The sequence below is a fragment of the Hominisplanchenecus sp. genome (assembly GCF_046967715.1).
GTDB classification, from domain to species: Bacteria; Bacillota; Clostridia; order Lachnospirales; family Lachnospiraceae; genus Hominisplanchenecus; species Hominisplanchenecus faecis.
This window is the reverse complement of record NZ_JBKVNQ010000044.1, coordinates 1-23,658: the sequence shown is the minus strand read 5'-3', so window position 1 is coordinate 23,658 and position 23,658 is coordinate 1. Positions and strand designations below refer to the sequence as shown.

Annotated in this window: 21 protein-coding genes; 2 read left to right on the top strand and 19 right to left on the bottom strand. The window is 45.7% G+C overall.

Going from position 1 to position 23,658, the window contains the following annotated elements:
* The 13 genes from ACLTL4_RS07775 to ACLTL4_RS07715 all read right to left on the bottom strand — a co-directional run.
* On the bottom strand, nt 1-1,592 hold a 1,592-nt coding region (locus ACLTL4_RS07775; protein ID WP_412320391.1), incomplete at its 3' end, for a glutamine--tRNA ligase/YqeY domain fusion protein.
* Nucleotides 1,593-1,683: 91 nt separating this feature from the next.
* Nucleotides 1,684-2,700: a glycosyltransferase family 2 protein gene (locus ACLTL4_RS07770; protein WP_022118688.1), complete on the bottom strand. Its 1,017-nt coding sequence runs from the start codon at nt 2,698-2,700 to the stop codon at nt 1,684-1,686.
* A 27-nt stretch (nt 2,701-2,727) separates the two neighbouring features.
* Nucleotides 2,728-3,804 (bottom strand): A/G-specific adenine glycosylase, encoded by a 1,077-nt coding sequence (gene mutY / locus ACLTL4_RS07765; protein ID WP_173896513.1) that lies wholly within the window; start codon nt 3,802-3,804, stop codon nt 2,728-2,730.
* Between the two features lie 95 nt (nt 3,805-3,899).
* The gene (locus tag ACLTL4_RS07760; protein WP_022118690.1) at nt 3,900-5,315 is read right to left on the bottom strand and encodes a L,D-transpeptidase family protein; all 1,416 of its coding nucleotides are present in this window, start codon (nt 5,313-5,315) and stop codon (nt 3,900-3,902) included.
* Between the two features lie 434 nt (nt 5,316-5,749).
* Nucleotides 5,750-6,532 carry an N-acetylmuramoyl-L-alanine amidase gene (locus tag ACLTL4_RS07755; protein WP_412290599.1) on the bottom strand — a complete coding sequence of 261 codons (783 nt, stop codon included), beginning with the start codon at nt 6,530-6,532 and terminating at the stop codon, nt 5,750-5,752.
* Nucleotides 6,533-6,693: 161 nt separating this feature from the next.
* The gene (locus ACLTL4_RS07750; RefSeq protein WP_248835139.1) at nt 6,694-7,677 is read right to left on the bottom strand and encodes an N-acetylmuramoyl-L-alanine amidase family protein; all 984 of its coding nucleotides are present in this window, start codon (nt 7,675-7,677) and stop codon (nt 6,694-6,696) included.
* 33 nt (nt 7,678-7,710) lie between these two features.
* Nucleotides 7,711-8,523: an RnfABCDGE type electron transport complex subunit B gene (locus ACLTL4_RS07745; protein WP_022118693.1), complete on the bottom strand. Its 813-nt coding sequence runs from the start codon at nt 8,521-8,523 to the stop codon at nt 7,711-7,713.
* A gap of 16 nt (nt 8,524-8,539) precedes the next feature.
* Nucleotides 8,540-9,115 (bottom strand): electron transport complex subunit RsxA, encoded by a 576-nt coding sequence (gene rsxA, locus ACLTL4_RS07740; protein WP_412290598.1) that lies wholly within the window; start codon nt 9,113-9,115, stop codon nt 8,540-8,542.
* Nucleotides 9,112-9,795, bottom strand: coding sequence for an electron transport complex subunit RsxE (rsxE, locus tag ACLTL4_RS07735; protein WP_412320390.1), 684 nt, complete (start codon nt 9,793-9,795; stop codon nt 9,112-9,114). The genes rsxA and rsxE overlap by 4 nt, the downstream gene beginning before the upstream one ends.
* Nucleotides 9,792-10,412: an RnfABCDGE type electron transport complex subunit G gene (locus ACLTL4_RS07730; RefSeq protein WP_412290597.1), complete on the bottom strand. Its 621-nt coding sequence runs from the start codon at nt 10,410-10,412 to the stop codon at nt 9,792-9,794. The genes rsxE and ACLTL4_RS07730 overlap by 4 nt, the downstream gene beginning before the upstream one ends.
* Complete coding sequence (locus ACLTL4_RS07725; RefSeq protein WP_412320389.1) at nt 10,405-11,340, bottom strand: RnfABCDGE type electron transport complex subunit D; 936 nt, start codon at nt 11,338-11,340, stop codon at nt 10,405-10,407. The genes ACLTL4_RS07730 and ACLTL4_RS07725 overlap by 8 nt, the downstream gene beginning before the upstream one ends.
* A complete protein-coding gene (rsxC, locus tag ACLTL4_RS07720; RefSeq protein ID WP_173865797.1) occupies nt 11,337-12,680 on the bottom strand; it encodes an electron transport complex subunit RsxC in 1,344 nt (447 codons plus the stop codon). Before rsxC ends, ACLTL4_RS07725 begins: the two co-directional genes overlap by 4 nt.
* 73 nt (nt 12,681-12,753) lie before the next feature.
* Complete coding sequence (locus ACLTL4_RS07715) at nt 12,754-13,647, bottom strand: putative ABC transporter permease (RefSeq protein ID WP_022118699.1); 894 nt, start codon at nt 13,645-13,647, stop codon at nt 12,754-12,756.
* Between the two features lie 191 nt (nt 13,648-13,838).
* Between ACLTL4_RS07715 and ACLTL4_RS07710 the strand changes: the two genes are divergently transcribed.
* The gene (locus ACLTL4_RS07710) at nt 13,839-14,924 is read left to right on the top strand and encodes a ribonuclease H-like domain-containing protein (RefSeq protein ID WP_412290593.1); all 1,086 of its coding nucleotides are present in this window, start codon (nt 13,839-13,841) and stop codon (nt 14,922-14,924) included.
* Nucleotides 14,925-15,006: 82 nt separating this feature from the next.
* Here the strand turns inward: ACLTL4_RS07710 and rpsA are convergent, their stop codons facing one another.
* The 5 genes from rpsA to ACLTL4_RS07685 are packed head-to-tail and all read right to left on the bottom strand — an operon-like array spanning nt 15,007 to nt 21,267.
* Nucleotides 15,007-16,098 carry a 30S ribosomal protein S1 gene (rpsA, locus tag ACLTL4_RS07705; protein WP_022118701.1) on the bottom strand — a complete coding sequence of 364 codons (1,092 nt, stop codon included), beginning with the start codon at nt 16,096-16,098 and terminating at the stop codon, nt 15,007-15,009.
* On the bottom strand, nt 16,086-16,931 hold the full coding sequence (gene ispH / locus ACLTL4_RS07700; RefSeq protein WP_022118702.1) for a 4-hydroxy-3-methylbut-2-enyl diphosphate reductase: 846 nt from the start codon (nt 16,929-16,931) through the stop codon (nt 16,086-16,088). The genes rpsA and ispH overlap by 13 nt, the downstream gene beginning before the upstream one ends.
* Nucleotides 16,928-17,599, bottom strand: coding sequence for a (d)CMP kinase (gene cmk / locus ACLTL4_RS07695; RefSeq protein WP_022118703.1), 672 nt, complete (start codon nt 17,597-17,599; stop codon nt 16,928-16,930). Before cmk ends, ispH begins: the two co-directional genes overlap by 4 nt.
* Nucleotides 17,600-17,619: 20 nt before the next feature.
* Nucleotides 17,620-18,861: an NAD(P)/FAD-dependent oxidoreductase gene (locus tag ACLTL4_RS07690; protein ID WP_412290592.1), complete on the bottom strand. Its 1,242-nt coding sequence runs from the start codon at nt 18,859-18,861 to the stop codon at nt 17,620-17,622.
* Between the two features lie 15 nt (nt 18,862-18,876).
* A complete protein-coding gene (locus ACLTL4_RS07685) occupies nt 18,877-21,267 on the bottom strand; it encodes an HAD-IC family P-type ATPase (RefSeq protein WP_412290590.1) in 2,391 nt (796 codons plus the stop codon).
* Between the two features lie 334 nt (nt 21,268-21,601).
* On the opposite strand from ACLTL4_RS07685, the gene gdhA reads away from it, so the two are divergent.
* Nucleotides 21,602-22,936, top strand: coding sequence for an NADP-specific glutamate dehydrogenase (gene gdhA / locus ACLTL4_RS07680; RefSeq protein ID WP_412320388.1), 1,335 nt, complete (start codon nt 21,602-21,604; stop codon nt 22,934-22,936).
* 211 nt (nt 22,937-23,147) lie between these two features.
* Here gdhA and ACLTL4_RS07675 read toward each other — a convergent pair whose 3' ends face one another.
* Nucleotides 23,148-23,528 (bottom strand): 4Fe-4S binding protein, encoded by a 381-nt coding sequence (locus ACLTL4_RS07675; RefSeq protein WP_022118707.1) that lies wholly within the window; start codon nt 23,526-23,528, stop codon nt 23,148-23,150.
* Nucleotides 23,529-23,658 lie beyond the last annotated feature (130 nt).

Sequence of the window (23,658 nt, the reverse complement as noted above, 5' to 3'; positions counted from 1 at the left end):
TCTCTGGCATCTGCACAGAAATAACCCTGACGTACAAACTGGAAGCTTTCATATGGTTTTGCTTCTGCAAGTGCAGGCTCTACGAAGCATTCTTTTACAGTCAGTGAGTTCGGATTCAGATTCAGACTTCCGTCTTCATTGTATACGCCTTTGGATTCATCGATAATGTTCTCATAGAGACGTACGGTCACTTTTTTGGCAGTCTTCGCTGCTACCCAGTGGATGGTTCCTTTGACTTTACGTCCGGTAAATCCGGTTCCGCATTTTGTCTCCGGATCGTAAGTACAGTGGATTTCTGTCACATTTCCGTTTTCATCTTTTTCAAAACCTGTGCATTTCACGAAATATGCATTCATCAGACGCACTTCGTTTCCAGGGAAGAGACGGAAATATTTCTTCGGCGGATTCTCCATGAAATCTTCACGGTCAATGTAAAGTTCACGTCCGAACGGAACCTGACGTTTTCCAAGAGACTCGTTCTCCAGATTGTTGTCTGCTTCCAGGTACTCGATCTGATCTTCCGGATAATTGTCGATGATCAGTTTGACCGGATCAAGGACTGCCATCATACGCGGACGTTTCAGTTTGAGGTCTTCGCGGATGCAATACTCCAGCATTGCATAGTCAACGGAGCTCTGAGCTTTACTGACACCGCACAGGTCAACGAACATCTTGATGGATTCTGGTGTGAATCCTCTTCTTCGAAGGGCTGCGATCGATACCAGACGCGGATCATCCCAGCCGTCCACGATACCTTCTTCTACCAGTTTTTTGATGTAACGTTTACCGGTAACAACGTTGGTCAGATACAGTTTTGCAAACTCGATCTGTTTTGGTGGATGCGGATACTCCAGTTCACGTACGACCCAGTCATAGAGCGGACGGTGATCCTCAAACTCCAGGGTGCAGATAGAATGTGTCACGCCTTCGATTGCATCTTCGATCGGATGTGCAAAATCATACATCGGATAGATGCACCATTTATCTCCGGTATTATGGTGTGTCATATGTGCCACACGGTAAATGATCGGATCACGCATATTGATATTCGGAGATGCCATATCAATCTTTGCACGCAGTACCTTTTCTCCGTCTGCATATTTGCCATCCTTCATTGCTTCAAACAGCTCCAGATTTTCTTCGATGCTGCGGTTACGGTACGGGCTTTCTTTTCCAGGTTCTGTCAGTGTCCCTCTGTACTCGCGAATCTGCTCCGGTGTCAGGTCACAGACATAGGCTTTGCCTTTTTTGATCAGCTTCACTGCTGCTTCATACATCTGGTCAAAGTAATTGGATGCGAAAAACAGTCTGTCTTCCCAGTCAGCACCCAGCCATTTGATATCCGCTTTGATGGACTCTACAAACTCAACTCGCTCCTTGGTCGGGTTGGTGTCATCAAAACGCATGTTAAACTTGCCGTGATATTTCTGTGCAAGTCCATAATTTAACAGAATGGCTTTGGCATGTCCGATATGCAGATAGCCATTTGGTTCCGGCGGAAAACGAGTACAGATCGTATCGTATTTGCCCTCTGCCAGATCTTTTTCTATAATCTGTTCAATAAAATTTTTGGAAACAGTTTCCTCTCCCATGTTGTCCTCCTAAAATATCCATTTTTTCAACTGTGAAAATTCTACCATAAATCTCACAGAATTACAACGTCCTATCTCTGCCGCTTTTGTATCAGTTGAATCCATAAAATTTCTGTGAGATCTTATAGGCTGCAACCGAAAGTTTTCTTCCTCCTCTGCCCGGCAAATTCATCGTACGTCCAAACAGACCGTGACGCAGGCGGAAATACAGACCGCCGTCTTTTGCTTTTAAATACTGCCACAGTTCTTTTTTCTTTTCCAGATTTTCTTCTGTGCCGGAACGGATCAGCATAACGGAAGTAACCGTTGTAATGATATCCAGATAACTTGTCATATACTGGCGGATCCGCTTGTCTGCGATTTTATTGTCAGCCATGGTGTCGATCATGATCTTATTGACACGGATCTGCTGGTCGATGCGGGAGATCATGACTTTTTCGTTGACGGACTGATCATCCCTGCCGATAAAATAATGATAGAAATTCACATTTTTATAATAAAGATTTTTTACATACGGAAGCGGCTGGAACACAAACAGATTGTCCACGTAAAAGGTATGTTTCGGAAGCTCCAGGTTGCATTCCCGTAGCAGCATGGTACGGTAGATTACGGAATGCATCAGAATGTAACGTCCGATGTGCAGTTTTTTTGCATGATCCCACTGGAATACTTCATTTTCAGGAAATGCCTTGTACCGCATCACTTTTTTGTGCTTCGCACCTGCCTTGTCGTAGACAAAATTGCTGATGAACATATCAACAGTCTGCGGACCTGCCACCAGTTCTTTCAAAGTTTTGATAATGTCGAGATAAACATCCACATCTACCCAGTCATCGCTGTCCACCACTTTATAGTATACTCCGGTTGCATTACGCAGTCCGGCATTGACTGCCTCTCCATGTCCGCCGTTCTCCTGATGGATCGCCTTTACGATCCCCGGATAATTTTTTTCATACTCATCTGCAATCTCTGCGGTATTGTCTTTTGTGGAACCGTCATCCACAATTAAAATCTCCACATCTTCTCCGCCCGAAAGCAGAGAATCAATACATCTTCTCATATAGGCTGCAGAATTATAACAGGGAATTGCTATTGATAATATTTTCACGTTTTTACCTCCATACACGTTTCTGTTTTATTTTTCGTCATATTTTTCCTGTCCGAGTCTGATCTGAAGATAAGCTGTGTAAGCTGAAAAAGCTGCCGGGATCGGGTATTCTTCTTCTGTTCTTTTCGGCTCAATAAAAAGCATATCTTTTCCGGAATCGTTTTCCAGTTCTTCCACCAGGACCACATATCCTGTCATATGCCATTCAATATGACTGAAAATATGTTTCGCATCCGATAATCTCCGGATACGGATCGGTGACAGCCCTTCCTGTTTCAGCCAGTCCAGAACTTCATCCTGGCTTAACCATCCAGAGAGATTAGGAAGCTCATATAAACCTGCCAGAAGTCCTTTTGCCGGACGTTTGCGGATTGCTGCCCTGCTGCCGTCCCTTATCACCAGAACGGTCTTTTTTTCGATTTTACGCGGCTTTTTCTGTGCTTTTTTCGGATAGTCCATCTCTTTGCCGTTCTGATGTGCAAGGCATACGCCTGACAGCGGACATTCCTCACACTTCGGTGCCCCGTTTGGCACACATACAGTCGCCCCAAGTTCCATCAGTGCCTGGTTAAAGGCTCCGGATCTTCCTTTTGGCATTACTGCCAGAAGCTCCTCCTCGACCTGACGTTTGACAGACTGCTTCAAAATATCTCCGTCATTCTGCGTGATCCTTGTGATCACCCGCAGGACATTTCCGTCAACAGCCGGAACCGGGATCTCAAAGGCAATGGAAGCTACTGCTCCTGCCGTATAAGGACCGATCCCGGGAAGACCCAGCAGTTTTTCATAGTCTGCCGGCATTTCGCCGTCATAAAATTCCACCATATTCTGTGCTGCTTTCTGCATATTCCGGACGCGGTTATAATAGCCAAGCCCCTCCCATAACTTCAAAAGCTTATCTTCCGGACATTCCGCAAGGGATCGAACGTCCGGCAGAGCCTGCGTAAAACGTTCAAAAAAGGGTTTTACCGCCTCTACACGTGTCTGCTGCAGCATAATTTCAGAAACCCAGACGCGATATGGCTGCGGCTGTTCTCTCCACGGGAGAATCCGTGCATGTTCCCCGAACCACCCAAGCAGTGGCTCTACAATCTGTTCGAGCATACATTTCCTCTTTCTTTTTTCATTTAAGAATGCCTCTGCCATTCTTGCTGCGAGGTGCACATCATGCATCGCATGACATATGAATCATCTCACATCTAATATTTATACTCACCGTTCCGATAGAAGCAAATGACCAGATAGTCTTTTTCGATATTCTGGTAAATCGTCTGTGCGGCACTGTACGGAAGATTAATGCAGCCATGAGAACCGCTGTTCCAGAAGATCTGACCGCCGAAGCTTCCTCTCCAGGTGGCATCGTGGAATCCGATCCCGCCGTTAAACGGCATCCAGAAAGAAACCGGTGTCTCGTAACTATCGCCCGGTTTTGTGCTTCGAAGAACAGCCGGTGATTTTTTATAGTATAACCGGAAAATGCCGGGCGGTGTCACACGAGCCGGTGTCATTGTTCCGGATACGAAATCCGATTCTACGATCAGTTTCCCTTCTTTGTACATCCACAGATGTTGTTTTGTCAGATCAACTTCCACATACGTGTCACCCATGTCACCATTTTCCCAGCTGTCTGCTTCCTGGGCAAAGATCGGTGTACGTTCCATGTGCGGCTCTTCTTCCATCAGCTTTGTCAGCTCTTCTGCCTCCGCTGTCTGGTCGATTTTCCATCCATATGAACCGCCCTCCACAGTCACATACGTTCCGTCACTTGTCTTGAACTTCCGTGGCTTGTCATAGGTATCATACTTGTCTGCCAGAGATGCGATATAGTCGCTGATCGCACCGTCTTTTACCAGCACTTTCCCTTTTTTATCATAGGTCAGCCAGTCTTTTACCACACTGCCGTCCAGAACCTCCTTCTGGTTTCCAAAACAGTATGTAATCTCGATATCCACATAATGATTGAGATTCTCTACCAGCTGGTTTAAGTCTTTATCATCACTTGTCACTTTTGGTGTCTGATAACAGGATTCTTTCTCCAGATCCAGCAGACCGTCTCTTTCTGAAATTGTCTCTGTAAGCAGTTTCCAGAATTTTTTCTGTTTGAGCTTTGCACCCTGCTTCTCTTTTTTAATCACATACTTGTTTTCGCTTTCCTGAAAGACCATTTTCGCATCTTCCGGTGCTTTAGCTGTTGCTTTATCAAAACATTTAAGGCTGTCCGCTTTTTCTTTCAGCAATGTTTCATCATACTGCACTGCCGTCTCAAACGCATAAGATGCCGGTCGGAAATAACTTACAAACCACAGGGCGTATGGCTGGGATTTTTGGAAATTTTCGATTTCCCCATTGGAAACATAATGATAACCGATCTCTTCTGCCGTGATCGTCTCACTGTTATTTCCGCGTTCTTTTAACGTGATCTGATAATCTTCTGCCTGCTCTCTGATCAGTTTCTCTGCCTCTTCCACTGTCATATCTGAAACATCCATGCCATTAATGTCCGTGTTCTTCAAGAATTTTCCATGAAAGGCGGCAATCCCGCCGATATACACCCCCACGATAACCAGTGCCATAATTCCAAGTGTGATTTTTAACCATTTTTTCTTTTTATCCATACTCCACTCTCCGGTAATATTATTATTTACCCTATGTATATATGATGTTGGGGTCAAAAGCCCCCAACTCTGATGCCTACGGATTGTTCCGTGCATCGCACTCCCACAATCCTCTCCGGTATTCGCATATCGTGGGATTATCATCCCACTTTTATGCTCATATCGGGGCGGGTCTCAAGGTCTTTCATCCACTTATGAGCAAGCTCATGTGAATTTAGACCTTTTGACCCTGGCATCATACTATGTTTACAGTTACTTTCTCCGTTTTACATCCAGGAAAACTCTGCTATATGTGCAGAGGGCAGACAGACATACCGCCCTCCTATGCACACCATAAAATGGTACCTTTCTTCCAAGCCCATTCTCTGCTCCTTAGTATACCTCAGGAAACAAAAAGTGTAAAGATTTACGTTTCTTGTTTTTTTCTTATTCCTTTACTGTACGATATAGGTGGAAAATCCTGCTTTTCGCAGTGTCTGCTCCATTTTTGCCGCATTATCCAGTTTTTCAAAAGATCCACTGTAAACCCGGTAAGTCCCATCCTCTCCAGGTTCGATCACAGCATCGTATCCCAAAAAGAGCAGCTGTGCCTGCAGTGCCCTGGCATTTTCTTCCAGATTAAAAAAACCAAGCTGGATGCGGTAAGGTGTTTCTGCTTCTTTTTCGTATTCATAAGATTCGACTTCCTGTGCATAGATGGTTTGCAAAATACCGTCGGCGATCGCCTGTGCGACTTCCTCAAAATTTTCATCAAAGATCCGGTTGTCTTCTCCGTTGTTGATAAACCCTGCTTCCACCAGTACTGCCGGCATTTTGGTCCTGCGAAGGACGACAAGTCCCGGTCTTTCTTTGACACCGAGATTTTTAAAACCGGCTTCCTCCAGTTCCCGGTTGATGTTTTCTGCCATCTCTTCTTTGATGCCGCTTCGCTCATAGACCAGTGTTTCCACACCAGAATACTGCCCGGCAACCGGACTGGAATTGCGATGTATGGAAACAAAAAAATCGGCTCTCGCTTCGTTTCCGATCGTTGCTTTCTGAAATGGTGTCTGATAAACATCGGTTGTTCTGGTATAGATCACATTCTGTCCGTTTTCCTCCAGAATCTTTCCCACTGCCAGTGCCAGCCGCAGTGTATCGTCTTTTTCCTGTCTTCCTTCAAAAACAGCTCCCGGGTCTGCTCCTCCATGTCCGGCATCTATCACGATCGTTGCCATAACAGCCCTCCTGTTCCTCTTTCTATTCAGAATATGCAAAAAATCTTCCACTGACCGTTTTTTTGCTGCATTTTCCTTAATGCCGCAAAAAAACCTCCCGGAAAGGAAACGCTCCGGGAGGTTTTTCTCAGCCTGAAATCACAGACAGAGATTCTGGATTTTTAATAATTCGTGCAGGCACCGTTTTTGCCAAAGATATAAATTTTCTGCGTTCCGTCTGCCAAAGAGAAACGGATGGAAATCTTTCTCGCCATACTACCCTGCGGATAGACGGTTCCATTATGCTCTGCCGGTGTGCGGAAGAAATAATAATACTTGTTTTTGATCTTGCACCAGCCGGTCATCATCTGTCCATAAGTGGCACTTCTGGTATCCATATAATACGTATGCCCCTGATCTTTCAGCCATCCGGCACGCATATAGCCGTCCGAGCCAAAGAAATACCTCTTCTCACCAATGGTGATCCAGCCGGTCACCAGTTTGTTCTTCCGGTAATATCTCCACTGCTGACCGTATCCAACCCATCCTGTTTTACTTTTGTTTGTCCGTCTGTCATCACGATAGCCTTTGATATAAACGCCGTCCGGACCAAGATACTTGTCATCGATCCAGGTATCTTTCACAAACGTTCCGTCGGATCCAAGATACATCTTTTTACCGTTGTATTTCACCCATTTTTCTTTCTGCAAAACATATCTTTTATTGAAATAATAAATCTTTCCGTCAATCTTCTGCCATCCCGTCAGGGCATGCCCTTTTTTATTAAAGTAGTACGTCTTTCCATTGATGGTAAACCACTGACGTTTCAGGCGGCCGGTACCGTCACCGTAAGAATAGCAGAGTTTTCCGGATGCGGTTGTCCTGAATCCGGCTCTTTCATATGCCTTCAGCAGAATCCCTTTTTTTGAAAATACATAGGTCTTTCCTGCGATCTGCCGCACACCGGTTGCCATGATCCCTGTCTTTGGCAGAAAATAATAAGTTCCTTTTTTGAGTGTGAGCCAGCCTTTCTGCTTTGTACCATCCTCATTATAATAGTAACGGTTACCTTCCTCAACCTTCCACTTTCCTTTTGCAAAAGCGGTTACGGAAAGCAACATACTCAGCATCAGCACTGCGAGCACAGCAAACCCCTTTTTCTTCATTCCTGATTTCCCCTTTCTTTACTTCTTATGTCTTCAGGACTCTTTCCTGGCAACCGGTCCGGTAAACACCTTTCTCGGACAGAGCGATGCACAGGTTCCGCAGTTGGTACATTTTGAAGTATCGATATGTGCAATATTGTTCTCCACAGTAACGGCACCGGAAGGACATTCCCTCTGGCATTTCTTACATCCGATGCACCCTGCCTCACATGCCTGCATAACCAGCTTTCCTTTATCTTTTGAAGCACAGCGTACCAGATAACGGCTTTCATATGGCACAAGCTCGATCAGATGACGCGGACAATGCTCCACGCATGCTCCACACGCTCTGCATTTCTCCTTGTCTACCACTGCTACTCCATTTATAACATGAATCGCATCAAATGAACAGACCTTTTCGCAGGTTCCGTCTCCGATACATCCATAATGACAGGTTTTCGGTCCGCCTCCCGGAATAAAATCCATCATCTCACAGTCGTGAACTCCATAATAATGACAGGATTCTTTTGCTTTGTCACAGGTTCCGCCACATTTTACAAAGGCAACTCTGCGGATGCTCTCGCCTGCTTCCTGCCCCATGATCCTGGCAATCTTTGCTGCCACGGCATCTCCCCCTACCGGGCAGCCATTTACCGGAGCCTCTCCGTTTGCAATCGCCTTTGCCATCGCATCACATCCTGCATATCCGCAGCCGCCGCAGTTATTTCCCGGAAGCTGTTCTCTTACCTGCTGTTCTTTTTCATCAATTTCTACTGCAAATTTTTTCCCTGCCAATCCAAGGAAAAGTCCCAGAAGCAGTCCGGTACCTCCTACGATCACAGCCGCAAGTATGATCTCCATGCTCATCCGCCACTCCTCCTTCCTATTTCAGACTGGAAAATCCAAAGAATGCGATCGCCATCAGACAGGCTGTAAGAAGAACGATCGGTGATCCTTTAAAAGATTCCGGTACATCATTGTATTCTGTTTTTTCACGGATACCGGCCATCAGCACGATCGCGATCGTAAATCCGACCGCCGTTGCCAGGCCATTTACCATGCTCTCTACGATGCCGTAGCTTTTCTGTACATTGATCAGTGCCACACCAAGTACGGCACAGTTTGTTGTGATCAGCGGCAGATAAACGCCAAGTGCATTGTACAGGGACGGGCTGCTCTTTTTCAGAAACATTTCCACAAACTGTACCAGTGCCGCAATGACCAGAATAAACACGATCGTCTGAAGGTAAGTCACATTCAGCGGAAGGAGCAGAAATTTATAGATCAGAGCCGTGACAAAGGATGAGATCGTGATAACAAAGATAACGGCTCCGCCCATGCCTGCTGCGGTATCCATTTTCTTGGATACACCAAGGAATGCACACAGTCCCAAAAACTGGCTCAAAACAACATTGTTGATAAACGCAGTGCCGACTGCGATCATAAGTAATTCTCTCATAACGTCTCCCCTCCTTTACAGGAACTTGCACAGGAGGCACATTCTCCTGTGCAGCCGCTGCCGATCTTTGTCTCTTTACCTTTTTCCTGCATTTTACGTTTCACGCAGTTCTGGGCTGCTGTCAGAAGGGACAGGACCAGAAAAGCTCCCGGTGCAAGGATAAAGATCGTGATCGGCTGATAGAAAGAAGGCATCACCTGCACACCGAAAATGGTTCCGGCTCCGATCAGCTCACGCACGATACCGATACTGGCAAGACCGATGGTAAATCCAAGTCCCATACCGACGCCGTCAAAGAAAGACGGGATGACCGGATTGAAAGAAGCATAGGCTTCCGCTCTTCCAAGGATGATACAGTTTACTACGATCAGAGGGATATAAATACCAAGACTCTGATACAGAGACGGTACATACGCCTGAAGCAAAAACTGTACGATCGTTACGAAAGATGCCACAACCACGATAAAGGCCGGCATACGCACGCCGTTCGGAATGACTTTACGAAGTGCTGAGATCATCAGGTTTGACATGGCAAGGATCACCGTTGTCGTAAGTCCCATGCCAAGTCCGTTCATCGCTGAGGTGGTTACTGCCAGCGTCGGACACATACCAAGCATCAACACAAAGGTCGGGTTTTCTTTGATGATACCGTTATATAAACGTTCTCCTGCTTTGCTCATTGTAAGATACCTCCTTCCTTAAGGCTTTCATAAAAACCAAGTCCCGCATTGACACCGTTTGTCACCGCTTTGGAAGTAAAGGTTGCTCCGCTGATCGCATCAATCTCGTTTTCCGCGGAAGCACCGTTTTTTGTAACCACGAACTGATCTACGATTTTTCCTGCGAACTGTCCTTTGAATTCTTCGTCTTTTGCACGCATGCCAAGTCCGGCTGTCTCACTTAAGGAAAGCATCTCCACGCCTGTCACCGTTCCGTCCATACTGACACCCATGGAGAAATTGATGTCACCGCCGTATCCTTCATGCGAAGTAATGTTCATAACCACACCTGTCACTGCTCCGTCCTTTTCTGCCAGATAAAAATCTTCCAGAGTGTCAGCTGTGCCAAATCCGGCCTGATCTAGGACATCGGCTGCCTCTGTGAGCAGTTCTTCTTTGTTATCCGGCTCCGTCAGATCCTGTGCATCCGGAAATACAGCAAGATAAGCTTCTTTCTGTGCTTTTTCCTCTGCCTGTGCGATCGGCTGTTTTGTAATGCTGTAGACAGCTCCGAGCAGTAAACCTGAAACCAGTGTGATCGCCATCAGTACCAGTGCTTCTTTTATAATCTTATTCATGCTTTTTTCCTCCTTTCCCAAATGCTGTCGGAGGTGTTACTTTTTCAATCAAAGGCACCAGAAGGTTTGAAAGGATGATCGCATAAGATACGCCCTCCGATGCACTTCCGAGGAAACGAAAAACCCCGGTGAGAATACCGATGATGCATCCATACACGATCTGACCGTTTTTGGTGATCGGTGAGGTTACATAATCCGTTGCCATAAAAAATGTACCAAGCATCAGTCCGCCCGCACACAGCTGTGCTGCCAGAAAATGCAGATCAAATCCATGTCCGCCAAATAAAATGGCAAAAACAGAGAAAGAAAGCAGGCAGGACAATGGTATCCTCAGATCGATCACTTTAAATACCAGAAGGATCACCGCACCGATCAGGATCGCCAGTGTGGAAGTCTCACCGATCGTTCCGGCTGTTTTTCCGAGAAACAGGTTTAAAACATTCACGCTCTCGCCGGCTTTCATGGCTGCAAGCGGCGTTGCCCCGGATACTGCATCGTATGTAAAGTCCGTCATTTTTCCGGCAAAAGAGATCAGAAGAAAACATCTTGCTGCAAGAGCCGGATTCATAAAGTTCTGTCCAAGTCCTCCGAAAAGCTGTTTTACAAACAGAATTGCAAAAACAGAACCGAGTACCGGAAGATACCATGGTGCAGACGCCGGAAGGTTCAGTGCCAGCAGAAGCCCTGTCACTTCTGCACTGCGATCATCGACTGTCACTTTTTTATGCATCAGTTTTTCGTAAACATACTCTGTGAGCACGCTGCCTGTCACAGACAGCACGATTACTTTTAACGCATCGATTCCAAAATTTATGACACCAAATACGGTTGCCGGAAGCAGTGCGATCAGCACAAGGCTCATCAGGTCGCTGCTTTTTCTTTTATCCCGGATGTGCGGATTTGATGATATGTTCCACATTTCACTCATTTTCCATTCCCCCTCTGTGCAGCTTTTTTCCGATCCGCAAGCACGATCTTACGCATGGATTTGATGTATTGTGTCAGCGGTCGTTTTGCCGGACAGCTATAGCTGCAGCATCCACATTCACAGCACTCCATTCCATTTGCTTTTTCAAACGCTTCTTTATCATGTCTTTTTGCATAATCAGCCAGTCTTGCCGGAATGATCCGGCCCGGACAGACGGATACACAGCGTCCGCAGTTGATACACGCTGTCTCTTCGCAGGCTGCGACCTCGTCTTTTGTCATACACAGGATCGCAGAAGATGTCTTGACAACCGGAACATCCAGAGAGATCAGTGGGATTCCCATCATCGGACCTCCGGCGATGATTTTCTCCGGTTCGGAAGTAAAACCTCCCGCCTCTTCGATCAGTTCCCGGAAGTTCGTACCGGTGCGGACACGCAGGTTCTGCGGTTCTTTGATCGCATTTCCGGTGATCGTCATCACTTTTTTCATGACCGGTCTGCCAAAATGTACCGCCTCATAGATTGCATGGATCGTGTCACAGTTGTTGACTACACATCCTGCATCTGCCGGAAGCATGGAAGAATTGATCTGTCTTCCTGTGACTGCAAAAATAAGCTGTCGCTCTGCTCCCTGTGGATACTTGGTTTTTAATTCTACAACTTCAATATCCGGTATCCCCTTTGCTGCTTCCCGCAGTTTTGCTGCCGCATCTTTTTTATTGTCTTCAACTGCCAGTACGCCTTTTGCCCTTCCGTCAAAAATCTTCATTGCCGCCTGAAGACCGCCCACGATTTTTTCCGGTTCCTCCATCATCCTGCGGTAATCTGATGTCAGATAAGGCTCACACTCCGCACAGTTGACAATGATGTGATCGATCGCAGATGGATCTTTCGGCATGTATTTGACATGTGTCGGGAATCCGGCTCCGCCCATACCGACAATACCCGCCTCCTTGATGATCTCAATGATCTCTTTTCCGGAAATATCCGCCAGTTTCCGCTCTGGTGAAAACTCTACCTCTTCATACAGGCCATCGTTTTCAATGACAATGGATTCCTGCATGCCTCCGGCTACCCCCAGCCTTGCTTCGATCGCCTTGACCGTTCCTGATACGGATGCAAAAATGTTTGCAGATACAAACCCTCCTGCTTCTGCAATTTTCTGACCTGCCAGTACATGATCGCCTTTTGCTACAATGGCTTTGGCTGGTGCTCCGATATGCTGAGAAAGCGGATAGACGAGCTCTCCTTTGGGCAAAACCTCCCGAATCGGCTTATCTTTGGACATCGCCTTTCCATCATCTGGATGAATGCCACCCCGAAATGTAAAACGCAGCATACACTTCTCCTCCTTTTTTTATATTTACAGCCATCAAAAAACAATAACTGCTGCTTTCTTTTTCTCTGTTTGCTTATTTTGTTTCTTTCTGATTCCCCTTTTTCTTTCTGGATACTTTATGAATCGTAGGATAAGCTTTCATAAAACGTTTGTTTACGCCGGTGATCCTGGAGACCCTCTCCTGATACTGTTCCCGAAATCCCTTTGAACGAGAGCGAATGCCTTCTGCATATTCAGAAAGACCCTTTTCTTCAATCTTGCCTGCAATGCGCCTTTGATACTCTCCCAGCTTTTCCTGAAATTCTTTTTTCGTCGGCAGATGCTTTTTATAGTTTCCAAACAGTTCTCTTGCCTCTTCCGTCGAACTGTAGACTTTGGTCGTCTGAAGATATTCGGTAAACTCTTCCATGGCAGTCTGCAGACCTTCCAGTTTTTCGCCGAGCTGCAGTGCTGCAAGTGTCGATACGATAAAGTCCACGCAGTACAAAATCCCGCACAAGATAATAAACGCATGTCCGGTCGCTACATCAAACAGATCGATCACCCACTGTGCAAACGGCTGAAGGATCTCAAACATCAGCAGTGTGAAAAATCCCCATGCGATCGAGCATCCCAGACAGATCCTGCCATGCAGGTTAAACGGCCGTTCGCTGTAATCCCACCAGCTTGTGTGGAAGAGCTTTTCCATTACCCACGAAGTAACATACTCCAGGATGGTTGCCAGAACGATGCCGCCAAGAAACAGCCATAAACCATGATCCTGCAATGGCCTCAGAACCAGATAAACGCTCATGGCTCCCACTCCATAGATCGTACACACCGGACCTGTTACAAATCCACGGTTTACCAGTTTCTTTTCCTTTATCGATACATAGCAACTTTCCCATATCCATCCCATAAAGCTGTATAAGATCAGCCAGAAAAGAACATGATACAAATCTACTCCAAGAATTTGAATATCCCACATAATTTTCTCCTTTTATTTTTGATTTCTGTTTTTCTTTTATTTTTCATTGAATTTTCTGTCTTTTTAATCGCTAAATATCTCTGTATTGCATTTTTATTGAAACACTTTTATAATGATGCCAGAATTCAAAATCAACTTCAGAAATGCCGGAGGCATTCTTGAACACATAAGTTTAAGAAAGGAATTTTTTCATGCTATATAAACAACAATCTTTTTCCAACTTTGAACCAGATCTTCGCTATCTGGACTCTTTTCCTTTTTCCAGAGAAGAATTTCTCTTCTTTGACATTGAAACAACCGGATTTTCCCCGCGAAACACTTCTCTGTATCTGATCGGTGCGGTCTGCTTTCTGGATGAGCACTGGACTTTCCTTCAGTGGTTTGCCGAAACTCCATCGGAAGAATGTGAAATTTTAAACGCATTTCTTGCGTTCTGCCGGTCATTTCGTGCTGTCGTTCATTTCAACGGTGACGGTTTTGATATCCCTTATCTTCTTTTCAAAGCAGAAAAATATACATTGTCAGATACCTTATCATCCATGCAAAGCATTGATCTTTACCGCCTGACCCGACCATACAAAAAATATCTGAAACTGACGCACATCAACCAGAAAAGTCTGGAATCTTTCCTTGGCATTGAGCGGGAAGACCGCTACAACGGCGGCGAACTGTTCAAAATCTATCAGAGCTACTGCCAGTTAAAAGATGCGGATGCTCTTTCGCTTCTGCTTCTACATAATCTGGACGATCTGAAAGGTATGACAAAACTGCTGCCGCTTCTTGCCTATCCGCTGTTTTTGAAAGACCAGGATTATACGCTCCGGAATCTTTTCTGGGAAGATTCTGTGAACGGACAGCCGCTTCTGATTGCAGAGCTGGATCTGAAATATCCTGTTCCAAAGCAGATCTCCAACCGGCTTTCCTCGTGCTATCTTACGCTCCAGGAAGACACTGCCAAACTAATGATCTATGCTTTCGAGGGCGAATTAAAATATTTCATATCTGACTATAAAAATTATTATTATATTCCTTTGCAGGACTGTGCCATTCATAAGCACGTTGCCTCTTATCTCAATCCACGTGAACGCATCCCTGCAAAAGCCACAACCTGTTACCAGCGTCACCGGGGACTTTTTCTTCCTCAGGAAAAAGCACTGTTCAAACCTGTTTTCCAGGAAAGCTATCATTCGGATTCTTTCTGGTTTGAATGTACGCAACAGTTTATGAATTCGCCCTCTTTATTATGTTTATACATAAAAAGCCTGATTTCCATTTGAAATCAGGCTTTCCTGCCCTGCAGGTTCTCTTTTGTCTGAACCTTACAGGACACTCAGCACTCCCTTTTTGAGATGTGCAATATTACTCTTCTTCTGCCTCTGTTGTGTCGGCAGCAGCTTCTTCTTTCTGCAGTGCTTTCATGCTCAGGCTGATTTTTTTGTCTTCGCCGTTGAAATCTACCACTTTTGCTGTGATAACCTGTCCTACGCTCAGTACGTCAGATGGTTTATCAACATGCTCCTGGGAAATCTGTGATACATGAAGCAGTGCGTCTACACCCGGCTCCAGTTCAACAAATGCACCAAAATCAGTCATTCTTGCAACTTTACCTTCTACCACGTTGCCTGCTGCGTATTTCTCGCCAGCCGTCAGCCATGGGTTCTGATCCGGGAATTTCAGGCTCAGTGCAATCTTATCGCCGCTGATGTCTTTGATCAGAACAGAAAGTTTTTCGCCAACTTTGAATACTTTCTTTGGATTTTCAACACGTCCCCAAGACATCTCTGAGATGTGCAGCAGACCGTCTGCTCCGCCCAGGTCGATGAATGCACCGAAGTCTGTAACGTTTTTGATAACGCCTTCTACTACATCACCAACGTGGATTCTTGCAAAGAGTTCTTTCTGCATTTCTGCTTTCTTTGCAACCAACAGCTGTTTACGGTCGCCGATGATTCTTCTTCTGCGTGGATTGAACTCGCTGATCACAAACTCGATTTCCTGACCTGCATATTTGCCAAGATTTCTTTCGTAAGTATCAGATACCAGGCTTGCCGGGATAAATACTCTTGCTTCGTCGATCACAACGCTCAGACCACCATCGAGTACCTGTGCAACCGGTGCTTTCAGTACTTCGTGATTTTCGAAAGCTTCTTCCAGTCTCTTGTTTCCTTTTTCTGCTGCCAGACGTTTGTAAGTCAGCAGAACCTGTCCTTCACCATCGTTTACTTTCAGGACTTTTGCTTCCATTTTGTCGTTAACATGAACAACATCCTGGAGATTTACGCTTGAATCGTTGGTATATTCACTTTTTGTGATGATACCGTCAGCTTTGTATCCAATATTTAAGATGATCTCGTCTTCTTTGACATCGATGACCGTACCTTCGACTACCTCTCCATTATGAATTGTTTTTAATGATTCCTCCAGCATTTGTTCAAAGCTCATTTCTGACATTCCTTGTGAACCTCCTCAATAATATTATTTGGGGTTGATGCCCCTGCTGTAATACCTACGCAACTCATGGACTGCATCGAATGTACATCCAAATCTTCAAGTGTCTGTATATAGTAAGTATTCTTGCATTCTTCTTTACATATTTCAAATAGTTTCTGCGTATTGGAACTGTGTCTGCCTCCAATTACGATCATGGCATCCACATCGGCGGCAATTTTTCTCGCCTCCTGCTGACGCTCTTCGGTCGCATTGCAAATCGTATTTAAAACAAGTATATCATAACGCTTTTTTGAAAGAATTTCAACTAATTTATTAAATTTCTTGTAATTAAATGTCGTCTGAGACACAACACAGACTCCTGTGTCTGAATTTGGTTCAAATTCTTCTGCTTCTTCTTCTGTTCCGATCACCGTTACTTTAGAAACACACCATCCTCGGATGCCTTCTACCTCCGGATGATTGGCATTTCCGATGATCACGATCTCTCTTCCGTTTTCGCCTTCCCGCCTGACAATGCGATGTATTTTCTTTACAAATGGACAGGTCGCATCGGCAAGATTCAGTCCGTTTTCGCAGATCAGATCATAAACCTCTTCCGCAACGCCATGGGAACGGATCACAACGGTGCCCTTTTTTACCGAAAGCAGATCTTCTTTTCCATTCAGCACCCGTACGCCTTTTTCTTCCAGATCCCGCACTACCTCTTCGTTGTGGATGATCGGCCCGTAAGTGTAAACCGGCTCTTTTTCTTTTGCTGCCAGATCATAGACCTGGTCAACGGCACGTTTTACGCCAAAACAAAAACCCGCAGTCTGTGCTTTTATCACTTTCATTGCTTCACTTCCCTGTAACATTCTTTAATACGCTCAACCACCTCATCGATCGACAGATCCGAAGAATCTACCAGAATGGCATCCTCTGCCTGGCGAAGCGGTGCGATCTCTCTTGACATGTCACGCTGATCGCGGTCCCGGATCTCCTCTTCGATCTCTTCCAGTGTGTGCGTATCTCCCTTTTCCTGCTGTTCCAGGAAACGTCTCTTTGCACGCGTTTCCACGCTTGCGGTCAGATAAATTTTCAGCTGTGCATGTGGCAGGATATTGGTGCCGATGTCTCTTCCGTCCATCAGGACATCTTCTTTTGCCGCCAGATCTCTTTGCAGGTCAAGCAGTGTGGCTCGCACGGCCGGGTTTGCGGAAGTCACGGATGCCATCTTGCTCACTTCTTCTGTGCGGATCAGTCCGGTCACGTTCTCCCCGTTTAAGATCACCTGCTGTTCGCCGTCATCACTGTAGGCGATCGATATGGAAATCTTGCTGCAGGCTTTCTGCACTGCCGCATCGTCGTGGATATCGATCTGATTCTGCATCATATAAACTGCGATCGCACGATACATTGCCCCGGTATCGACATAAATAAATCCAAGCTCTTTTGACACACGTTTTGCGATCGTGCTTTTTCCGGCTCCTGCCGGTCCGTCAATTGCAATATTAAAACTCATATTTTCCTCCTGCATGGTATCTATGCTTCGCTCATCGCCAGTGCTGCCGCATAGGCAGTGGACCAGGCGATCTGCAGATTGAATCCTCCGGTCACAGCATCCAGATCCAGTACCTCACCTGCAAAATACAGTCCCTGCACCAGTTTGGACTCCATCGTGGACGGATTGACTTCTTTTACACTGACACCACCTTTTGTGATAATAGCTTCATTATAATCGCGAAGCCCTGTTACGGTCAATGGCAAATTTTTGATCAGCTCCACAAATCCGAGGCGTTCTTCTCTTGATACCTCATTTACCTTTTTCTCCGGATTGATGCCGGACAACTCGATCATGACCGGAGTCAGTTTTGCCGGGAAAAATCCGCCCAGTGCGTTTTTAAACTGTCTGTTTTTTGCTTCCTCAAAATCACGCAGGATTCGGTGATCCAGTTGTTCTTTTGACAATGCCGGCTTCAGGTCGATAAACATAGAAAGTTCTTTTTTTCGTGCCGTTTTCGCAGTGTAACTGCTGGCACTTAAGATCAGAGGACCAGTCACGCCAAAGTGGGTGAACATCATCTCGCCAAAACCATCATAGAGTTTCTTTTTACCGTCCATCACTTTGACATCCACATTTTTCAGCGAAAGACCCTGAAGGCTTTTCGCCCACGCTTCTTTTGTATTAAACGGAACCAGCGATGGATATAATTCCGTCACTTTATGTCCGAGTTCTTCTGCGAAACGGTAACCGTCTCCGGTAGAACCTGTCGTTTTATAAGAAATCCCTCCGGTTGCCACAAGTACGGCATCTGCCGGAAAAAGTTTCTTTTCTCCATCTGACAAAACACCGGTTACTTTTCCATCTTTGGCTTCCACCTTGGAAACTTCGGTATTTAAATGCACCTGCACTTTATATTCCCGCATTTTCCTGCGAAGTGCATCAATAACATCTGTAGAATGATCTGATACCGGAAAAACACGGTCCCCACGTTCAATTTTGGTCTTTGTACCGGCTTTTTCAAAAAAATCGATCACATCATGATTCGTGTAGCCATAGAAAGCACTGTACAGGAATTTCGGATTGCTGACAACTGCCTGAAACAGTTCTTCCGTATCACAGGCGTTGGTCAGATTACATCTGCCTTTTCCTGTAATATAGATCTTTTTGCCCAGTTTTTCATTTTTTTCAAACAGATGGACTTCGCACCCGCGTTCTGCCGCATTCAGTGCTGCAAACATGCCTGCCGCCCCTCCGCCTATCACTGCTATTTTCTTTTTCATTTATAATTCCTTTCCTTACCGGCTTCTTTTCTTTTTTCTCTTCGGAAATAAAATCTCCAGTTTTTCGTGTATGCGATCTCGGATCCGGTAACAGCACAGGATCAGACGTATCAGCTCATGATACAGAAGAATGACCATGCACACAAGCGGGATCGCCAGTACCATCTGCCAGCAGAAGATGCTGTGGATTCCAAGAAATCCCGGGAACAGCAGCACACCCACCGAAAAAACTGCGATCACGCAGACACAGAGAATGCCTCTCAGCCAGTTCAACGGCCTGCACACACGAAATACGACCATGATCCCGACTGCTCCTCCGACCAGGAGATCAAAGGTATAGGTAAACACTTCTGTTTCTTTCCAGAACGGTGACAAAACCTGAACCACAAGCAGGGTGACAACCATAGTAATCGCCGCCGGAAGTGCCGTCTGCATCACATGACGCAAAAATCCAGTACTTGTCACCTCTTCGGTATGCTCCAGTGTCAGCACAAAACTCGGGAAACCGATGCAGGCTGCACTGATCAGAGACAGCTGCACCGGGATAAACGGATACGCCCGTCCGAGAAGAATAAAAATGACACACAGCAGGATGGAATACAGTGTCTTGGTCAGATACAGTGCACTGACCCGCTCGATGTTGGCAATGATCGTCCTTCCTTCGCTTACAATATTCCGAAGGCAGGCAAAATCCGAATCCAGCAGGACAATATGTGCCGACTGTTTTGCCGCATCACTTCCGGCTGCCATCGCAATACCGCAGTCTGCATCCTTCAGTGCAAGCACGTCGTTGACACCATCACCAACCATACCGACCACTTTCTTTTCCGACTGATAAGCATGGACAAGCTTCTGCTTCTGTTCCGGCTTCACGCGTCCAAAGACATTATATTTCTGCACGGCTTCCCGGTAACTTTGCGGATCATCTCCGAGTGTGGAGGCATCCACGTATTTTTCTGCCCCCAGAAGTCCTGCTTTTCCGGCAATCTTCGATACCGTCACCGGATTGTCACCGGAGATCACCTTGATCTCTACCTTCTGCCCACGGAAGTACTGAAAGACGTCCGGTGCTTCTTTCCGGATGCAGTCCAGGATCACGATCAGTCCCATCGGTGACACCTCACTGACACTTCCATCTTCCGCCTGAACAGAACCGCATTTTCCAAGCAACAGGACACGATAGCCCTCCTCTGAATACTGATTGACTTTTCGAAGGATTTCCGCCCCTTCTTCGTCATCCTGCAATAAAAACTCCGGTGCACCAAGGACATAACAGCCCTTTTCTTCGAACTCGATCGCACGGTACTTTCGTTCGGAAGAAAACGGAATTTTCTGAACGACCGTAAAACGGTCCATCCGGTGAAAATAACGTTTTAATGCTTCCTGCGTGTTGTTGCTGTCTTCAAAAGCAAACGTAAGCTCATTCATGATCTCGCTTACTTCTTCTTTTTTCACCTCTCCAAGGCCAAGCACCTCTGTAACTTCCAGTTCCCCGGTCGTGATCGTTCCGGTTTTGTCAAGGCAGAGCACGTTGACGCGTGCCAGTGCTTCGATTGCTTCCATCTCCTGCACGAGTGCCCGCTTTTTTGCAAGTCTTCCGACGCCCAGGATAAACGAGATGCTGGTCAGCAGCACCAGTCCCTCCGGAATCATACCGATGATTCCGGCAACGGTTGCCACGATAGCTTCGTTCCTGGTCATCCCCTGAGCACTGATCTGAGAACGGAACAGCAGAATGCCGATCGGAATGATCAGAATACTGATCACCGCTATGATCCGCTTGATCGTATTCTGCATTTCCGAAGTGGCACGTTTTTTCGTCTTGGCTTTCCTTGTCAGCTCTGCGGCATAATTCTCATCACCGACATGAACCACACGGCCGACACCGCCGCCCGCAACTACAAAACTGCCGGACATCAGCTCATCTCCTGCTTTTTTCTTTACAGGTTTTGATTCTCCGGTCAGCATGGATTCATTAACCTCCAAACCGTCACATTCAAGAACCGTACAGTCTGCACAGATCTGATCGCCGTTTATCACAATCAGAATGTCATCTTTCACCACTTCTTCTATATCTATCTCATATTTTTCACCTTCTCTTACCACATGAGCTTTTGAAGCCGTCAGAACCGTCAGCTTGTCTACTACTTTTTTAACTTTCAGTTCCTGCACAATCCCGATCACCGCATTGACGATCACGACTCCCATAAAAGTCATGTTCTTGAACTGTCCGGTGATCAGAACCAGAATGGCCAGAAAAAGGTTCAGAAAATTGAAATAAGTAAGCAAATGTGCTTTTACGATCTCCTTATTGGTTTTCACCATATGATTTTCCATCCTGTTTACCTGACCGCTTCGGATACGCTCCTCCACCTCCTGCCCGGTAAGTCCCGCTTGCTTTTCCATTGGCAGATCCTCCTTTGTATTCAGGCCGGTTTTCATCCAGTCTTTTCCTCTCAGTATAGCGAATCTGCTTCTTTTTGTAAATGGTCATTCTTTTCGTTTTCTTTTGCTTTATATGGAAGTTTTACTTTTCCCTTTTGAGGCTTTTCCTGCAAAAACTACGCACTTCCAACATTTTTACAAAAATTCCGTAATTTTTTTGCAAAAAAGCACTATTTTTTTCTTTACTTTGCCACGCTGATTTGCTATAATCTGCAATGAAAAAAAACGTAACTGTTTTTTGCATAGCTCTGAATGGTTACAGAAATCAATGTATGAAGATAAGGAGGACACAATCATGTCATACGTAGATGAGGTTATTGCCAAAGTTGTAGAGCAGAATCCATCTGAACCTGAATTTCATCAGGCAGTAAAAGAGGTTCTGGAGTCTCTGAGAGTCGTTATCGAGGCAAATGAAGAAAAATACAGAAAGGATGCTCTTCTGGAAAGAATGGTAAATCCGGAAAGACAGTTCAAATTCCGTGTACCATGGGTTGACGATAAAGGTCAGGTTCAGGTAAATACCGGTTACCGTGTACAGTTCAACAGTGCAATCGGACCTTACAAGGGCGGTATCCGTCTGCATCCGTCTGTAAACATTGGTATCATCAAATTCCTTGGTTTTGAACAGGTTTTCAAAAACTCTCTGACTGGTCTGCCGATCGGTGGCGGCAAAGGTGGTTCTGACTTCGATCCTAAGGGCAAATCAGACCGCGAAGTTATGGCATTCTGCCAGAGCTTTATGACAGAGCTGTGCAAATACATCGGTGCTGATACAGATGTACCGGCAGGTGATATCGGAACAGGTGCAAGAGAGATCGGCTATATGTTCGGTCAGTACAAGAGAATCCGTGGCCTGTATGAAGGTGTTCTGACAGGTAAAGGCTTAAGCTACGGTGGATCCCTTGCAAGAACAGAAGCTACCGGTTATGGTCTGCTCTACCTGACACAGGAACTGCTGAAACTGAACGGTATCGAACTGGCTGGCAAGACTGTTTGTGTATCCGGTGCCGGCAACGTTGCTATCTATGCGATCGAAAAAGCTCAGCAGCTGGGTGCAAAAGTGGTTACTGCAAGTGATTCTACCGGCTGGGTATACGATCCGGACGGAATCGATGTAGCAGCACTTAAAGAGATCAAAGAAGTAAAACGTGCAAGACTGACCGAATACAAAAACTACAGACCAAACGCTGAATACCATGAAGGACGCGGCGTATGGAGCGTAAAATGTGATGTTGCTCTTCCATGTGCAACTCAGAATGAACTGCTGATCGACGATGCAAAACAGCTGGCAGCAAACGGATGCCTGGCTGTATGCGAAGGTGCTAATATGCCTACCACTATGGATGCAACAGAATATCTGCAGAAAAATGGCGTGATCTTTGCTCCTGGTAAAGCTGCAAACGCCGGCGGTGTTGCTACATCTGCTCTGGAAATGACCCAGAACAGCGAACGTCTGAGCTGGACATTTGAAGAAGTAGACGCAAAACTGCAGGGTATCATGGTTAATATCTGCCACAACATGGTTGATGCTGCTGAACGTTACGGCATGAAAGGCAACTATGTAGCCGGTGCAAACATCGCAGGCTTCGAAAAAGTTGTAGATGCTATGATCGCTCAGGGTATTGTTTAATCTAAAGATAACAAAATATCTATCAGTCAAAAACAGATCTTGCCGGTCACTATCGACAAGGTCTGTTTTTTATGATACATCAGATGTATACAGAAGAATGTCAAAGGCATTCTTGAATTAAAGACAGCGGCACAATAAAAAAAGCCATCGCAGACATTTCACATGTTCAGCAATGACTTTTTTATTTTTATGTATTATTTTTGATTGCTCTTTACTCTTCTACTACTTCCAGTACATCCATCGGACAGGCTTTTGCACAGATACCGCATGCGATACATTTGGATGCCGGATTGCCCTCTGTCTTGACGATCAGTCCAAACGGACAGGCTTTTGCACAGGCTCCGCAACCGGTACATTTCTTTTTGTTGATCATGTAAACGCCTTTTGCATTCTGAGTGATCGCACCTTCCGGACAGGCTTCTGCACATTTGCCACACTGTGGACAGGCCATCGGGCGTACACTCTTCTTCTCTACGATCTGGATACAGGACTTGTCCGGATGAAACTCCTTATAAAAAGCCTCAGAACATGCTTCTACGCATGCAAGACAAGCCATACAGGTACTTCCTTTTTTTACTTTCAGTTTTTTCATGTTAATCCTCCGCATTTATGTTTTTCTTTTTATTCTACCATTTTCAACAAAATTTCTCAATAGAGATTTTATATTTTGATGTGGGTGTCAAAAGTCCCCAACTATGATGCCTACGGATTGTTCCGTGCGT

Bases quoted from the DNA above. Each gene is read 5' to 3' on its own strand.
- mutY (WP_173896513.1), bottom strand. From the start codon at position 3,804: ATGCTCGAACAGATTGTAGAGCCACTGCTTGGGTGGTTCGGGGAACAT.
- ACLTL4_RS07760 (WP_022118690.1), bottom strand. From the start codon at position 5,315: ATGGATAAAAAGAAAAAATGGTTAAAAATCACACTTGGAATTATGGCA.
- ACLTL4_RS07755 (WP_412290599.1), bottom strand. From the start codon at position 6,532: ATGGCAACGATCGTGATAGATGCCGGACATGGAGGAGCAGACCCGGGA.
- ACLTL4_RS07750 (WP_248835139.1), bottom strand. From the start codon at position 7,677: ATGAAGAAAAAGGGGTTTGCTGTGCTCGCAGTGCTGATGCTGAGTATG.
- ACLTL4_RS07745 (WP_022118693.1), bottom strand. From the start codon at position 8,523: ATGAGCATGGAGATCATACTTGCGGCTGTGATCGTAGGAGGTACCGGA.
- rsxA (WP_412290598.1), bottom strand. From the start codon at position 9,115: ATGAGAGAATTACTTATGATCGCAGTCGGCACTGCGTTTATCAACAAT.
- rsxE (WP_412320390.1), bottom strand. From the start codon at position 9,795: ATGAGCAAAGCAGGAGAACGTTTATATAACGGTATCATCAAAGAAAAC.
- ACLTL4_RS07730 (WP_412290597.1), bottom strand. From the start codon at position 10,412: ATGAATAAGATTATAAAAGAAGCACTGGTACTGATGGCGATCACACTG.
- ACLTL4_RS07725 (WP_412320389.1), bottom strand. From the start codon at position 11,340: ATGAGTGAAATGTGGAACATATCATCAAATCCGCACATCCGGGATAAA.
- rsxC (WP_173865797.1), bottom strand. From the start codon at position 12,680: ATGCTGCGTTTTACATTTCGGGGTGGCATTCATCCAGATGATGGAAAG.
- ACLTL4_RS07715 (WP_022118699.1), bottom strand. From the start codon at position 13,647: ATGTGGGATATTCAAATTCTTGGAGTAGATTTGTATCATGTTCTTTTC.
- ACLTL4_RS07710 (WP_412290593.1), top strand. From the start codon at position 13,839: ATGCTATATAAACAACAATCTTTTTCCAACTTTGAACCAGATCTTCGC.
- rpsA (WP_022118701.1), bottom strand. From the start codon at position 16,098: ATGTCAGAAATGAGCTTTGAACAAATGCTGGAGGAATCATTAAAAACA.
- ispH (WP_022118702.1), bottom strand. From the start codon at position 16,931: ATGAAAGTGATAAAAGCACAGACTGCGGGTTTTTGTTTTGGCGTAAAA.
- cmk (WP_022118703.1), bottom strand. From the start codon at position 17,599: ATGAGTTTTAATATTGCAATTGACGGACCGGCAGGAGCCGGAAAAAGC.
- ACLTL4_RS07690 (WP_412290592.1), bottom strand. From the start codon at position 18,861: ATGAAAAAGAAAATAGCAGTGATAGGCGGAGGGGCGGCAGGCATGTTT.
- ACLTL4_RS07685 (WP_412290590.1), bottom strand. From the start codon at position 21,267: ATGGAAAAGCAAGCGGGACTTACCGGGCAGGAGGTGGAGGAGCGTATC.
- gdhA (WP_412320388.1), top strand. From the start codon at position 21,602: ATGTCATACGTAGATGAGGTTATTGCCAAAGTTGTAGAGCAGAATCCA.
- ACLTL4_RS07675 (WP_022118707.1), bottom strand. From the start codon at position 23,528: ATGAAAAAACTGAAAGTAAAAAAAGGAAGTACCTGTATGGCTTGTCTT.